The organism is Pseudomonas frigoris, assembly GCF_047758635.1.
GTDB classification, from domain to species: domain Bacteria; phylum Pseudomonadota; class Gammaproteobacteria; order Pseudomonadales; family Pseudomonadaceae; genus Aquipseudomonas; species Aquipseudomonas frigoris.
In genome coordinates this window covers 6489657-6504828 of the sequence record NZ_CP180479.1, presented here as the reverse complement: position 1 = coordinate 6504828, position 15172 = coordinate 6489657, and the positions used below count along the sequence as shown (strand labels likewise).

Annotated in this window: 11 protein-coding genes; 8 read left to right on the top strand and 3 right to left on the bottom strand. The window is 59.2% G+C overall.

Annotated elements, in window-relative coordinates:
• The first annotated feature begins 6 nt into the window (after positions 1 to 6).
• From dgcA to ACMXYH_RS30010, 6 genes are all read left to right on the top strand, one after another.
• On the top strand, positions 7 to 2067 hold the full coding sequence (gene dgcA, locus ACMXYH_RS30035) for a dimethylglycine demethylation protein DgcA (RefSeq protein WP_415765785.1): 2061 nt from the start codon (positions 7 to 9) through the stop codon (positions 2065 to 2067).
• A gap of 171 nt (positions 2068 to 2238) precedes the next feature.
• The gene (gene dgcB / locus ACMXYH_RS30030) at positions 2239 to 4188 is read left to right on the top strand and encodes a dimethylglycine demethylation protein DgcB (RefSeq protein ID WP_415765784.1); all 1950 of its coding nucleotides are present in this window, start codon (positions 2239 to 2241) and stop codon (positions 4186 to 4188) included.
• Positions 4188 to 5408, top strand: coding sequence for an electron transfer flavoprotein subunit alpha/FixB family protein (locus tag ACMXYH_RS30025; RefSeq protein ID WP_415765782.1), 1221 nt, complete (start codon positions 4188 to 4190; stop codon positions 5406 to 5408). Before dgcB ends, ACMXYH_RS30025 begins: the two co-directional genes overlap by 1 nt.
• Before the next feature lie 15 nt (positions 5409 to 5423).
• Positions 5424 to 6194 (top strand): electron transfer flavoprotein subunit beta, encoded by a 771-nt coding sequence (locus tag ACMXYH_RS30020; RefSeq protein ID WP_123368597.1) that lies wholly within the window; start codon positions 5424 to 5426, stop codon positions 6192 to 6194.
• 122 nt (positions 6195 to 6316) lie between these two features.
• Positions 6317 to 6883 carry a GNAT family N-acetyltransferase gene (locus tag ACMXYH_RS30015; protein WP_129440526.1) on the top strand — a complete coding sequence of 189 codons (567 nt, stop codon included), beginning with the start codon at positions 6317 to 6319 and terminating at the stop codon, positions 6881 to 6883.
• A 79-nt stretch (positions 6884 to 6962) separates the two neighbouring features.
• Positions 6963 to 8162: a retropepsin-like aspartic protease gene (locus tag ACMXYH_RS30010; protein WP_415765781.1), complete on the top strand. Its 1200-nt coding sequence runs from the start codon at positions 6963 to 6965 to the stop codon at positions 8160 to 8162.
• A 790-nt stretch (positions 8163 to 8952) separates the two neighbouring features.
• Here the strand turns inward: ACMXYH_RS30010 and gbcA are convergent.
• Positions 8953 to 10248: a glycine-betaine demethylase subunit GbcA gene (gbcA, locus tag ACMXYH_RS30005; protein ID WP_129440530.1), complete on the bottom strand. Its 1296-nt coding sequence runs from the start codon at positions 10246 to 10248 to the stop codon at positions 8953 to 8955.
• 286 nt (positions 10249 to 10534) lie between these two features.
• Between gbcA and gbcB the strand changes: the two genes are divergently transcribed.
• Both gbcB and ACMXYH_RS29995 read left to right on the top strand, forming a co-directional pair.
• The gene (gbcB, locus tag ACMXYH_RS30000) at positions 10535 to 11635 is read left to right on the top strand and encodes a glycine-betaine demethylase subunit GbcB (RefSeq protein WP_129440532.1); all 1101 of its coding nucleotides are present in this window, start codon (positions 10535 to 10537) and stop codon (positions 11633 to 11635) included.
• A 354-nt stretch (positions 11636 to 11989) separates the two neighbouring features.
• Positions 11990 to 12985 (top strand): IS110 family transposase, encoded by a 996-nt coding sequence (locus ACMXYH_RS29995; protein ID WP_415765780.1) that lies wholly within the window; start codon positions 11990 to 11992, stop codon positions 12983 to 12985.
• 22 nt (positions 12986 to 13007) lie between these two features.
• On the opposite strand, the gene ACMXYH_RS29990 is transcribed toward ACMXYH_RS29995, so the two are convergent.
• Positions 13008 to 13832 carry an SDR family oxidoreductase gene (locus ACMXYH_RS29990; protein WP_415765779.1) on the bottom strand — a complete coding sequence of 275 codons (825 nt, stop codon included), beginning with the start codon at positions 13830 to 13832 and terminating at the stop codon, positions 13008 to 13010.
• Positions 13833 to 14057: 225 nt separating this feature from the next.
• Positions 14058 to 15098 (bottom strand): low specificity L-threonine aldolase, encoded by a 1041-nt coding sequence (locus tag ACMXYH_RS29985; RefSeq protein WP_129440536.1) that lies wholly within the window; start codon positions 15096 to 15098, stop codon positions 14058 to 14060.
• Positions 15099 to 15172: the final 74 nt, after the last annotated feature.

Sequence of the window (15172 nt, the reverse complement as noted above, 5' to 3'; positions counted from 1 at the left end):
CCCGCCATGGCTTTCGAAGCAATGTTCCAGCCGATCCAGATCGGCAAACTGACCATCCGCAACCGCGTGCTCAGCACCGCGCACGCCGAGGTCTATGCCACCGACGGCGGCATGACCACCGACCGGTACGTCAAGTATTACGAAGAGAAAGCCAAGGGCGGGATCGGCCTGGCGATTTGCGGCGGTTCCTCCAGTGTGGCCATCGACAGCCCGCAAGGCTGGTGGAAGTCGGTCAATCTGGCCGACGACCGGATCATTCCGCACTTCCAGAATCTGGCCGATGCCATGCACAAGCATGGCGCCAAGATCATGATCCAGATTACCCACATGGGTCGTCGTTCCCGTTGGGATGGCGAGCATTGGCCAACCCTGCTGTCGCCGTCGGGCATCCGTGAGCCGGTGCACCGCGCGACCTGCAAAACCATCGAGCCGGAAGAAATCTGGCGGGTAATCGGTAACTACGCCACTGCGGCTGGCCGCGCCAAGGCCGGTGGCCTGGACGGCGTTGAACTGTCGGCGGTGCACCAGCACATGATCGACCAGTTCTGGAGCCCGCGCGTCAACAAACGTACCGACGAATGGGGCGGCAGCTTCGAGAACCGCATGCGTTTCGGCCTTGAAGTGATCAAGGCTGTACGGGCTGAAGTCGGCCCGGATTTCTGCGTCGGCATCCGTCTGTGCGGTGATGAGTTCCACCCGGATGGCTTGTCCCACGAGGACATGAAGCAGATCGCCAAGTACTACGACGACACCGGCATGATCGACTTCATCGGCGTGGTGGGTTCGGGTTGCGACACCCACAACACCCTGGCCAACGTAATTCCGAACATGAGTTATCCACCGGAGCCATTCCTGCATTTGGCCGCCGGTATCAAGGAAGTGGTAAAGGCCCCGGTGCTGCACGCGCAGAACATCAAGGACCCTAACCAGGCGACCCGGATTCTGGAAGGCGGCTACGTCGACATGGTCGGCATGACCCGCGCCCACATCGCCGATCCGCACCTGATCGCCAAGATCAAAATGGGTCAGGTCGACCAGATCAAACAATGCGTCGGCGCCAACTACTGCATCGACCGTCAATACCAGGGCCTGGACGTGTTGTGCATCCAGAACGCCGCGACCTCCCGTGAATACATGGGTGTGCCGCACATCATCGAGAAGTCGACCGGTGTGAAGCGCAAAGTTGTGGTGGTCGGTGCCGGTCCTGCCGGGATGGAAGCCGCTCGCGTCTCCGCCGAACGTGGCCACGACGTGACCCTGTTCGAGAAGAAAGAATTCATCGGCGGGCAGATCACCACCGCCTCGAAAGCCCCGCAACGGGACCAGATTGCCGGTATCACTCGCTGGTTCCAGCTTGAGCTAGCGAGGTTGAAAGTCGACCTGCGCCTGGGCGTGGCGGCGGATGCGGCGACCATTCTCGACCTGCGTCCGGACGTGGTGGTACTCGCCGTCGGCGGCCATCCATTCCTGGAGCAGAACGAGCACTGGGGCGCGGCTGAAGGTCTGGTGGTCAGCAGCTGGGACATCCTCGACGGCAAGGTTGCACCGGGCAAGAACGTGTTGGTCTACGACACCATTTGCGAGTTCACCGGGATGTCTACCGCCGACTTCCTCGCCGACAAGGGCAGCCAGGTCGAGATCGTCACCGACGACATCAAGCCGGGCGTGGCGATTGGCGGTACCTCGTTCCCGACTTACTACCGCAGCATGTACCCCAAAGAAGTGATCATGACCGGGGACATGATGCTGGAGAAGGTCTACCGCGAAGGCGACAAGCTGGTGGCGGTGCTGGAAAACGAATACACCGGCGCCAAAGAGGAGCGGGTGGTGGACCAGGTCGTCGTCGAAAACGGCGTGCGTCCGGACGAAGAAATCTATTACGCGCTGAAGGAAGCGTCGCGCAACAAAGGCCAGATGGACATCGAGGCCCTGTTCGCGATCAAGCCGCAACCTTCGCTGAGCCAGGCGGGCGACGGCTACTTGCTGTTCCGCATCGGCGACTGCGTGGCGCAACGCAACACCCACGCGGCGATCTATGACGCGTTGCGGTTGTGCAAGGATTTCTAAGAGCTTGTGGATAACCCTGTGGGAGCGGGCTTGCTCGCGAAGACGGACTGACATTCAACATTGATGTCGACTGACCCGCCGCTTTCGCGAGCAAGCCCGCTCCCACAGGAATCGGGCAAGGCATCCAGCTAGTTAAGCCTGCAAGACCCTGCGGTCTTTGGGAGCTCCACCATGTTGAACACCCTTCTTCCAATCCTGTTGTTCGCAGCCCTGGGCCTCGCTGTCCTCGGCGCGTTGCGGCGGGTGGCTATGTGGCGCCGAGGCCGGGCTTCGAAAGTCGACCTGATCGGCGGCCTGTTCGCCATGCCCAAGCGCTATATGGTCGATTTGCACCATGTCGTCGCGCGGGACAAATACATCGCCAACACCCACGTGGCCACGGCCGGTGGTGCGGTGGCGTCCATTGTGCTGGCGATACTGGTTCACGGTTTCGGCCTGCACAGCCGCATTCTCGGTTTTGCCCTGTTGATTGCCTCGGCGGTGATGTTCGTCGGTGCGATCTTCATGTTTCTGCGTCGTCGCAACCCGCCAGCCCGCCTGTCCAAAGGGCCGTGGATGCGCCTGCCGAAAAGCCTGTTGGCGTTCTCTGCGAGCTTCTTCCTGTTGACCCTGCCGGTCGCCGGCATCCTTCCGGAAAACTTCGGTGGTTGGGTGGTGGCTGCGATCCTCGGCGTCGGTGTGCTGTGGGGCGTTAGCGAACTGTTCTTCGGCATGACCTGGGGCGGGCCGATGAAGCACGCCTTCGCCGGTGCTTTGCACCTGGCCTGGCACCGTCGCGCCGAACGCTTTGGTGGCGGCCGTTCCACCGGTTTGAAACCGCTGGACCTGAACGATCCAAACGCGCCACTGGGCGTGGAAAAACCCAAGGATTTCACCTGGAACCAACTGCTCGGCTTCGACGCCTGCGTGCAGTGCGGTAAATGCGAAGCTGCGTGCCCGGCGTTCGCCGCCGGCCAGCCGCTGAACCCGAAAAAACTGATTCAAGACATGGTCGTCGGTCTGGCCGGTGGCACCGATGCCAAGTTCGCCGGCAGCCCGTATCCAGGCAAGGCCATCGGCAAACACGCCGGTAACCCGCATCAACCGATCGTCAACGGCCTGGTGGACGCTGAAACCTTGTGGTCCTGCACCACCTGCCGCGCCTGCGTCGAGGAGTGCCCGATGATGATCGAGCACGTCGACGCCATCGTCGACATGCGCCGCCATCTGACGCTGGAAAAAGGCGCGACCCCGAACAAGGGCGCCGAAGTCCTGGAAAACCTGATTGCCACCGACAACCCGGGCGGCTTCGCCCCGGGCGGGCGGATGAACTGGGCGGCGGATTTGAACCTCAATCTGATGAGCGAGAAGAAGTCGGTCGACGTGCTGTTCTGGGTCGGCGACGGCGCCTTCGACATGCGCAACCAGCGCACCTTGCGCGCCTTCGTCAAAGTACTGAAAGCGGCCAAGGTCGACTTCGCGGTATTGGGTCTCGAAGAGCGCGACAGCGGTGACGTGGCCCGACGTCTGGGCGACGAAGCCACCTTCCAGTTGTTGGCCAAACGCAACATCCAGACCCTGGCCAAATACAGCTTCAACCGCATCGTTACCTGCGACCCGCACAGCTTCCACGTGCTGAAAAACGAGTACGGCGCCTTCGACGGCAACTACCTCGTGCAGCACCACAGCACCTACATGGCGGAAATCATCGGCGCTGGCGCCCTGAACCTCGGCCAGCACAAAGGCAGCAGCGTGACGTATCACGATCCGTGCTACCTCGGCCGCTACAACGGCGAATACGAGGCGCCGCGTGAAGTGCTGCGCGCCCTGGGTATCGAGATCAAGGAAATGCAACGCTCCGGTTTCCGCTCGCGCTGCTGCGGCGGTGGCGGCGGTGCGCCGATCACCGACATCCCGGGCAAGCAACGGATCCCCGACATGCGCATGGAGGACATCCGCGAAACCGGCGCCGAACTGGTGGCCGTGGGTTGTCCACAGTGCACCGCGATGCTCGAAGGCGTAGTCGAACCCCGGCCGCTGATCAAGGACATCGCCGAACTGGTGGCGGACGCATTGCTCGAAGACGCTGCCCCGAGCAAGCCGACCAAACCGGCCCAACGTGAACCTGCGGAGGCCCACTGATGAGCGACATTATCCGCCGCGACCCACGCGCCGAATGGATCGCCCGCAACCGTCTGCACCCGCTGCACGCGGCCATGCAGCCGGCGCAACACAGCTGGATGGGGCCTAACGGCGTCATCCGCAAGAATCCCCATGGCATCGGTTTTATCGGTCCCAATGGCATCAAACGCATTGACCGCAGCGGCGCTCAACAGGGCGGGGCGACCAAACGCTCGGCCGCCGTTGAAGTGCAATTGCCGCTGCATCAAGTGCCTGCACCGGCGTTCTACATCAGCGTGGTGCCGGACATGGTCGGCGGCCGCTTGAGCAGCCACGACCGCGACCTGCTCGGCCTGGCGCACCAATTGGCCGGCAAGGACGGCGCGGTATTGGCCGTGGTCTTCGGCGAACACAAAGAAAACGCCTTTGCCACCGCTGGCGTCGATCGCTTGCTGGTGCTGGAAGGCGACGAATTCAGCGGTTATGCACCGGAACAAAGAGTCCAGGGCTTGCGGGCTGTGGATAACCAGTTCAGCCCGCGTCATTGGCTGCTGCCGGATAGCCGCAGCGGTGGTGGCGAACTCGGTCGTCGCTTTGCTGCTGCGCTGGGCGAACGCCCGGCCACGCGGGTCTGGCAGGTCAAGGATCAGGAGTGCATCGGCCGCGCGGGTGCTGGCTTGCAAGACCTTGCACGTCCGGTTGCACGCTTGATTCTGGCCGCCGTCGAATGCGCCGAACCGGTCAGCGAAACCCGTCACGAAGCGTTGCCGGTAGAGTTATCCACAGCCGTCGCACGAAGCTTGTCGCGCATCGAGGATCTGGGCGCGGTGGCGGTGGACCCGGCGGCGATTCCGATGGCCGAAGCCGAGTTCATCTTCTCCGGTGGCAACGGGGTCAAGGATTGGGGACTTTTCCACAGGACCGCCGAAGCGTTGGGCGCTACCGAAGGCGCGTCCCGAGTGGCGGTGGACGATGGCTTCATGGCCCGCGACCGTCAGGTCGGCGCGTCCGGCACCTGGGTCACCGCGCGGGTTTACGTGGCGGTGGGGATTTCCGGGGCGATCCAGCACCTGCAAGGCATCGGTGCCTGCGACAAGGTGGTGGCGATCAACCTCGACCCTGGCTGCGACATGATCAAACGGGCCGACCTGTCGGTGATCGGCGAGAGCGCCGAGATTCTTCAAGCCTTGATCGATGCGGTAGAGGCTTACCGCAATGAAGCCAAGCGCGATGCGGCTTAAGGAAAGGAAAGGGTTATGAGCACGAAAATCATCAGCCTGGTGTCCATCGGCGCCCACCCGACCTCCGGCCGGCCACGTCGTGCGGAGCAGGATGCGCGGGCGGTGGAACTGGGCCTGCAACTGGCTGGGGATAACCTGCAAGTGCTGCATGCCGGCGACGTCGCGGAACCTGCACTACGCGCCTATCTGGGTATGGGCCTGGAACAGTTGCACGTGCTTGAACAACCTTCAGGCGCCGATGCGCTGCCGGCGTTGACCGCGTATTTGCGTGACGCCGGGGCGCAGGTCGTGCTGACCGGCAGCCAGGCGGAAACCGGCGAAGGCTCGGGCATGCTGCCGTTCCTGCTGGCCGAAAGCCTGGGATGGCCGCTGGTCGTGGGGCTGGCTCAAGTTGAATCCATCGACGGTAATTCAGCGCTGGTGCTGCAAGCCTTGCCCCGTGGTCAACGCCGTCGCTTGAAAGTACGGCTGCCGTTTCTCGCGACTGTGGATAACGCCGCGCCGAAGCCTCGGCAAAGCGCTTACGGCCCGGCCCGACGCGGGGTGTTGCAGGCAGATGAAGTCGAAGTGATCGACGATGAACTGCTGGCGGTTGCCACGCTGCAACCGGCCAAGCCACGGCCTAAACGCTTGAAGGTGATCAAGGCCAAGAGCGGCGCGGATCGAATGAAAGCCGCGACGGCCAAGGCCAGCGGCGGGGGCGGGCAGGTGCTTAAAGGGCTGAGTGCCGAGGCTGGCGCCGAGGCGATTCTCAAGTTACTGATCGAAGAAGGCGTGGTCCGCTAACGGACATCCAGTGAAGATCTAATGTGGGAGCGGGCTTGCTCGCGAAGGCGGCGTGTCAGTTATTACAGATGCTGGCTGACAAGACGCCTTCGCGAGCAAGCCCGCTCCCACAAGGAAAAATAATGACCGTTGAATTTCGTTCGGCCCTGCGCGCGGATGCGCGGGAGATTGCTCGTTTGTTTCAGATTTCATCAGAAGGCGCTGCGGATTACATCTGGAGTCAACTGGCGCAGCCCGGTCAGGATTTACTGGACGTGGGCGCCAGTCGGTATGCCCGTGAAGACGTGGATTTTTCCTGGCAGAACTGCCTGATTGCCGAGGCACGGGGAAACGTCATTGGCATGATGCACAGCTACGTGATTCGTCACGATCCGCTGGCGCCTCCAGTGACCGATCCAGTCCTGGCGCCGTACGCCAAGATGGAAATCCCCGACACCCTTTATATTTCCAGCCTGGCGCTGCATGAAGGCTGGCGAAACCAGGGCCTGGGCAAGCAATTCCTCGCCTACGCTTACGACCGCGCCAACCAGCTGGGGCTCAATGGCTTGAGCCTGATCGACTACGCGGTGAACACCGGCGCCCGTCGGTTTTACGAGCGACATGGCTTTCGTATCGTCGATACCTGCCAGATCACTCCCCATCCGATGATTCGGGTCACGGGTGAGGCCTATCTGATGTATCGGCCCTAGTGAGCTACATTTCTCTATGAGCTGCTCAGGGTTGCCGCAGCGCTAGTTCATAAAACTCGTTTTCTAGAATGGGTTGAACATGAGGGCGGTCAGTCGGCGTGAGACATGTCTGATCGGCGGCGTGAATTCAAAGTCGTCTCTGGTGCTGCTTGCATTTTTTATGTGTGCAGCATCAAGTTCGATGGCTGATACCAGGCCGGCAGCTCCGGATTTCTACACATGGTTAGAGTCCGAACAGGGACAAAAAGCGTCCTTGGTGCAGCTGAAACAGCAATGCGACAAGGCCTTGGATGCTGAAAAAAACCTGAATTGTTCAGTGTCTGTTCTCGCCCGGATGTTCGAGGCCAAAACCGCAAACCAGATCCCCGAATACTATTTGGCGATCAAGCATCGTCATGCTCAGGCAATCGCGAATGACCCTGAACTCAACACGATGTTTTCCATGTTCGGCAGCGAATCCCTCACAACCCTGCGGGCGGTCGGCGATTTTTCGGTGACAAGAACGAAGCGGCACGAGGTGCTGGCGATTCATCCTTACGCCAGCGGCGGTCACGTCGCTGACGAGGTGTTGCCCTACCTCGATGTCAAAGCGGCCAATGGTGTCTCGTCACGCTTCATTCTGGACACCGGCGCACCGCAAACCCGGGTCAACCACGAAACCGCGAAGCTGATGGGAATCAGGCTATTAACCGACTCTCACTATGGCTACAGCACGTTTTATGGTGAACGTGACCTGTCTGCCAAACTCGGGATCTTTGAGTCTTTAAAGATCGGCTCAAGCGAGTTCAGAAACGTCCTGGTGTTTGTCAGCGATCGGGATAACTTACTGGGGCTCGATTTGCTCGGTAAGTTGGGGCGTTTGAAGGTCTCCAAAAAGATGCTGGAGCTTAACGCCCAACCTCCCGCGCGATGCGATTCGCGAATTAACTACGCGCGCATGGACATTAATCAACGACTGATCATTGCCGCACGCCTGGATCGTCGGGCCACGCCGGCGATTATCGACACCGGCAATGTTAATTACCTGACGTCGTCCTCGCCGGGCAACTCACCCATTCATGTCACCGATAACCCGCGTTCCCAAACCTTCAAGGGTGAATTGAGCCTGTCGGGCCATATCCAATCGATCACCTACAACTACTACCCGGACTACACGATTCCTCCGTCGTTGTTGCTGGGCCAGTACGTGCCTTCGCTTTTGCTTGGGTGGGGTGCATTCAATGACTATGAGTTGAATCTGGACATCGACTCGGGCTGGTCGTGTTTCAACAGGACCTGATCGCGGTTACCCACAATCCCTGTTAGCGCTTCTGTGGATAACATGTTCGCCCTTTGCTACACACCATACAAATCAAGCCCTACAACCCTTCGAACAAAAAACAACCAGCCTAACTTGCGGTTTTTTCACGCTTTTTTCAGAGGATAACTTTATACGCGAACCAATACTTGCCCCCAATCTCTGTTAGCGCATCTGTGGATAAGATGTTCGCTGTCCTCTACAGGCCATATAAACCGGGCTTGTCAGGAGGCTGATCAAAAAACGATCAAATCACCGTTTCAAGCTGATAAACCTCGCGCAAACCCCGATTTATCGCGGCTTCCAACGGTTTTCCACAGATCCGCCCAAGTTGCCCCCAAAGTCTGTTGGCGCTTCTGTGGATAAGGTGTTCGCCATCCTCTGCAAGCCACGTACAACGTGCCTTTCAAGCTTTCGATCAAAAAACAACCAATCGCTGCTAAAAACCCTGCTTCTGGATAAGTCACGGATTTTCTTCAGTTTCTGTGGAGAAAGTTTTCTATAAATTCACACTTGTCCCCAATAGCTGTGGGTGGAGGTGTGGATAAGTTGTTTGCTGAAGGCTGGGAGGCACGCGGCGTATAGGCCTGAACGTAATAGATCATATTTCGTACAGTTCTATAGGGGAGAGGATTTCGCGGGGGAAGGATGCAGTGACTGGGAGGGCGCTTTCGCGAGCAAGCCCGCTCCCACATTTGATCGGAGGTGTTCACAAACGCTGTGGACACCTCGGTTAAGTGTGGGAGCGGGCTTGCTCGCGAAGCTTTTGACATTAGCCTTGAACCGGAACCCCTTTGAGGTAAGCCGCAGGCTCAGCCCCCAGGTTGTTCAGCAAACGCTCGCTGTACCAATCCACAAAGTTCACCACGCCAAACTCATAGGTCTTGGAGTAAGGGCCTGGCTGGTAAGCGGTGGAGTTGATGCCGCGCTGGTTCTCTTCGGCCAGGCGACGGTCCTGGTCGTTGGTCGCATCCCAGACCTGGCGCATGCGCTCCACGTCGTAGTCCACGCCTTCGACGGCGTCCTTGTGGACGATCCACTTGGTGGTGACCATGGTTTCCTGCGCACTGATCGGCCACACCGTGAAGACGATGATGTGGTCGCCCATGCAGTGGTTCCACGAGTGCGGCAGGTGCAGGATGCGCATCGAGCCCAGGTCCGGGTTTTTGATCCGGCCCATGAGTTTGGCGCAGCCCTGTTTGCCGTCCAGGGTCATCGACACGGTGCCTTTGAGCAGCGGCATGCGCACGATGCGGTTACGCAGGCCGAAGCTGGCGTGGGCGTAAGGAATCTTCTCGGCTTCCCAGGCAGCGGCGGAGGCCGCGACGTGGTCCTTGAAGGCCTGGTCGGCACGCGGGTCGGTGACGTCGTCCCATTCCAGCAGGGTTTTCAGCAGTTCCGGGTGCGACGCGTTGCAGTGGTAGCACTCGCGGTTGTTTTCCAGCACCAGTTTCCAGTTGGCCTTTTCCATCAAGGTGGTGGTAATCGCCACCTTGGTGTTCTCCATGTCGTACGGTTCCATGTAATGGTTCAGCGTCGACAGGAAGTCATCAATGGCTGGCGGGTTCTCCGACAGGCTGATGAAGATGTAGCCGCCGGCAGTCTTCACGTTGACCGGTTTGAGGCCGTACTCCTTCATGTCGAAGTCGGCGCCCATTTCGGTACCGGCGAACAACAGGCGGCCGTCCAGCTCGTACGTCCACTGGTGGTAGTGGCAGACCAGTTTTGCGACCTTGCCTTTTTCACTGGTGCACAGACGCGAACCACGGTGACGGCAAACGTTGTGGAACGCATGTATCACGCCTTCGGCGCCGCGAATCACAATGATCGGGTTCTTGCCGACTTGCAGGGTCAGGTAGTTGCCCTTGGTCGGGATTTCGCAGGCCATGCCGGCGATCAACCACTCTTTCTGGAAGATTTCCTGCATGTCGATATCAAACAGCCGTTCGTCAGAGTAAAACGGCTGCGGCAGCGAGTAAGTGCGCTCGCGCTCTTGCAGCATCTGTGCGGTGGCCTTGCGTGCGGGTTCCAGCGGATCGCCCAGGCTGATTTTTGCGGTGACGTCCATCGATTTGATCCTCAAGGCCATTCTGTGCGGCCGGCGAAATAGTGGCTGATACGGTTTGCTACGCAAGGGTGTAAAGAAATCGTCTCTGTGTGGAGCGAGTGTGGGGCCGGCGTTGTCCGGAACCTTATCCATGGGCGACATGGCCCAATCTGTTCCCGACGCGCAACCCCCGGTAATTGGGGGCTGGTCGCGATAAGTATGTGAATGTCGCAGATAGGTAAATGGGTGGTTCGCACGTTACGCAGAATCGCCAACATAAGGCCGACCATCGGCGGTGGAGAACAGCATGTCCAACAGCTTCCTGAATCCGGTAACCACCCAGACCTGGGCCAATGGTCGACACATCGTCCGTTGCGTCAAAGTCATCCAGGAAACCTGGGATGTGCGCACCTTCTGCTTTATGGCTGACCAGCCGATCCTGTTCTTCTTTAAGCCGGGGCAGTTTGTCACCCTGGAGCTGGAAATCGAAGGCGTGCCGATCATGCGCTCCTACACCATTTCCAGCTCGCCGTCGGTGCCGTACAGCTTTTCGGTGACCATCAAGCGCGTACCGGGCGGCAAAGTCTCCAACTGGCTGCACGATACCCTGCACGAAGGCCAGGAGCTGGCGGTGCACGGGCCGGTCGGGTTGTTCAACGCCATGGACTTCACCGCGCCGAAGGTGTTGTACCTCAGCGGCGGTGTCGGTATCACGCCGGTCATGTCGATGGCTCGCTGGTTCTACGACACCAACGGCAACGTCGACATGGTGTTTATCCACAGCGCCCGTTCGCCCAAAGACATCATTTACCACCGCGAGCTGGAACACATGGCGTCGCGGATCGATAACTTCAGCCTGCACCTGATCTGCGAGAAGCATGGTCTGGGCGAGCCGTGGGCCGGTTATCGCGGTTACCTGAACCACAAGATGCTCGAACTGATGGCGCCGGACTTCATGGAGCGCGAAGTGTTCTGCTGCGGCCCGACGCCATATATGAACGCGGTCAAGCGCATGCTGGAAGCAGTCGGCTTCGACATGTCGCGTTATCACGAGGAATCGTTCGGTGCTACACCGCCGGAAGCCCGTGCCGATGCGGTGGAGCAAGCCGAAATAGCCGCAGACGCACCGGACATCGACGTGGCGGACCTGCACCAGGTGGAATTCACGGCGTCCGGCAAGAGCATTCGTGTTGCACCGGGTGAAACCGTTCATGCCGCCGCTGCGAAGTTGGGGCTGTTGATTCCGAAGGCTTGCGGGATGGGGATCTGCGGGACGTGCAAGGTGATGAAGCTGGGTGGCGAGGTCGAAATGGACCACAACGGCGGGATCACCGAGGAAGACGAGGCGGAAGGGTTCATTCTTTCGTGCTGCAGCGTGCCGAAGGGCGACGTGCGCATCGAGTTTTGATAGTTGCACAATGACCCTGTAGGAGCTGTCGAGTGCAACGAGGCTGCGATCTTTTAAGATCAAAAGATCGCAGCCTTCGGCAGCTCCTTGTATGTTGACCTTGATTCCAACGAGAGAGGTTACGCTCAAGGATTCATACAACAGCAAGTGCGTTTCTGGGGGAGGCCGATCGCTCCTGAAGGCAGGATTTGCTCCTGACCTTGTCTGTAGAGAGGCCCCCCCGCCTCATTGCCCACCACGAAGAGTATCGAGAAGCCGACAAGTCGGACTTCGCATTACAAGGTTGCAGTGGCATGAAGTTCGAGGTCGGGGGAACCAGGAGCAATCTTACCGAAAGTCAGGGAAGTGAAAAGCATGAATACTCATGTCGGCATAGACATTGGTGCGCGCACGTCTGTCATGGGATGGCGGCAGAGCGGTAGAACATCAGGCCAGTGGGATATTCAGCACACGCCCAAAGGACGTAAGGCTGCCGTGACAAAAATGTTGGGTCTCAAACCGCTGAGCGTGGTCATGGAGGCCACCGGCATTTACTACCTGGATCTTGCATTGGAGTTGCACGCCGCCGGCCTGCCGGTCTCGGTGATCAACCCCAAAAGCTTCCACAATTTTGCAAAATTGATGCTGCAAAACAGCAAAACTGACCAGATAGACGCTCAATTGCTGGCTGAATATGGCGAGCGCATGACTCCCAGGCTTTGGGTTGCGCCTACTGCCGATCAAATGACGCTGCGTGCGATTGGCCGCCATATCAATCGGCTGATTGGTCATCGAACACGAGCCAAAAACGAATTACACGCGCTACAAGCGACAGAAACGAGTGTGGAGCTGCTGATCGAGGATGAGAAAGAGGCGATTGCAGGGCTGGACACACGGATTGATCGCTTGAAGAAAGCCGCACGTGATGCCATCGCCAAATGCCCGGATCTGAGTTTGCAGTTTCGCTGCATGATGGCGGCCCCCGGCGTTGGAGAAGCCTCAGCCATCGCCGCACTGGCTGAGCTGACGACCCTTCCGGTAACGCTTAAATCGGCGCAGGTAAGCCGCTATGCAGGCCTGGATGTCAGGTTGACCCAGTCAGGCACCAGCGTGAACCGACCAGGGCGAATGTCCAAATGCGGTAATGCTTACTTGCGCGCAGCGATGTTCATGCCGGCGATGACGGCAATTCGTTGTGATGAGAATGTGAAGGCCTTCTACGAGGCTCTGGTAGCGCGCGGCAAGAAGAAAATGCAGGCCATCGGTGCGGTCATGCGCAAATACCTAACCGGGTTATGGGCATGCATGCGCTCCGGAGAAGAATTTAATACGGCCAAGCTTTTTAGCGAAAAACATCTCGCGAAAGCTTGACCGTGAACAGAGTATCTACAGGTCAATCGACAAACAGATCCGTCATCAGTTTGTCGGTGGAGTCCGGTTCAAACCGATACCCCTCAAAATCCGTCACCCCGTGCTCCCGCAGAATTTCCTCATCAATCAGCAATCGCCCAGTAATGCTGCGACCGCTGCGGCTCAGAATCACATGGGCGGCGTCGGCCATGATCGCGGGCGTACGCGCATGCTTGAACGACTCCCGTGACCCCAGCTGAAATTCAATGGCGGCAGTGGCGATCATGGTTTGCGGCCACAGGGAATTGACGCTGATGCCGTAGTTCTTGAATTCCTCGCTCATGCCCAGGGTCAGCATGCTCATGCCGTATTTGGTCACGGTATAGGGGCTGTACTGGGCGAACCACTTGGTCGCCAGATTCAGTGGCGGGGACAGATTGAGGATATGTCCGGCGCTTTTCTTCAGATAGGGCAGGGCGGCCTGGCTGCACAGGAGCACGGCGCGGGTGTTGATCTGGTGCATCAGGTCGAAGCGCTTGAGTTCGATGTGTTGAACCCCGGTCAGCTTGATCGCGCCGGCATTGTTGATCAGCGCATCAATGCCGCCGAAATGCTCGTTGGCCTGGGCCAATGCCTCACGCACCGCGACGTCATCACGCACATCCACCTGCAACGCCAACGCCTTGCCGCCCGCGGCTTCGACTTCCTTGGCCACGCTGAAAATCGTGCCCGGCAACTTGGGATGCGGCTCGGCGCTTTTAGCGGCAATCACAATGTTGGCCCCATCCCGCGCAGCTCGTAGCGCGATCTCACGACCAATCCCGCGGCTGGCGCCGGTGATGAACAGGGTTTTGCCTTTCAATGACATGCGTGCGCTCCTGATTATTGTTGTCTGAGCGGAGGCTCGACAAACAATGTAGACCATGTCTTTCAGGGCAAACGATCAGGGGCAGCAGGACTGTAGGAGCTGTCGAGTGAAACGAGGCTGCGATCTTTTGATCTTAAAAAACCAACATCAAAAGATCGCAGCCTCGTTTCACTCGACAGCTCCTACCAGCTCCTACCAGCTCCTGCAGTCCTACAAGGGGAGGGCTTAGCGGGACATGACTTCGCGAATATCCGTCGCCAATTCCCGTACGCGTTCTTCTTCGGTGTCCCACGAGCACATGAAGCGTGCGCCGCCGTTGCCGATGAAGGTGTAGAAGCGCCAGCCCTTGGCCGTCAATGCGGCGATGGCCGGTTCCGAGAGTTGCAGGAACACGCCGTTGGCTTGCACCGGGAACATCAGTTCCACGCCTGGAATGTCGCTCACCAGTTCCGCCAGCAGCTGCGCGCAGTGGTTGGCGTGGCGGGCGTATTTAAGCCAGGCGTCGTTTTCCAGAATCCCGACCCACGGCGCGGACAGGAAACGCATCTTCGAGGCCAGTTGCCCGGCCTGTTTGCAGCGGTAGTCGAAGTCTTCAGCCAGTTTGTGGTTGAAGAACAGAATCGCTTCACCCACCGCCATGCCGTTTTTCGTGCCGCCGAAGCACAACACGTCGACGCCGGCCTTCCAGGTCAGGTCGGCTGGCGAGCAGCCAAGGAAAGCGCAGGCGTTGGAGAACCGCGCGCCGTCCATGTGCAGGTTCAGGCCCAGCTCTTTGCACGTGGCGCTGATGGCGCGGATTTCTTCCGGGGTGTAGACGCTGCCGACTTCGGTGGCTTGGGTCAGGGTGACTACGCGCGGTTTCGGGTAATGGATGTCCTGGCGCTTGAGCGCGATTTCGCGGATCGATTCCGGGGTCAGCTTGCCGTTTTCAGTGCGGGCGATGAGCAGTTTGGAGCCGTTGGAAAAGAATTCCGGTGCGCCGCATTCGTCGGTTTCGACGTGGGCGGTTTCCGAGCAGATCACGCTGTGGTAACTCTGGCACAGCGACGACAGGGCCAGGGAGTTGGCCGCGGTGCCGTTGAAGGCGAAGAACACTTCGCAGTCGGTTTCGAACAGTTTTCGGAAATCATCGGACGCGCGTGCGGTCCATTCGTCGTCGCCATAGGCGCGTTGGTGGCCGTGGTTGGCCTGTTCCATGGCCGCCCAGGCTTCAGGGCAGATACCGGAATAGTTGTCGCTGGCGAATTGTTGGCTCTTATCGGTCATGGCCCTGCTTTCCGTGGTCGAGACGCTTATGGTGAAGCGACCCGTGGTCAATGATGGTACGCACTTTACCGAAG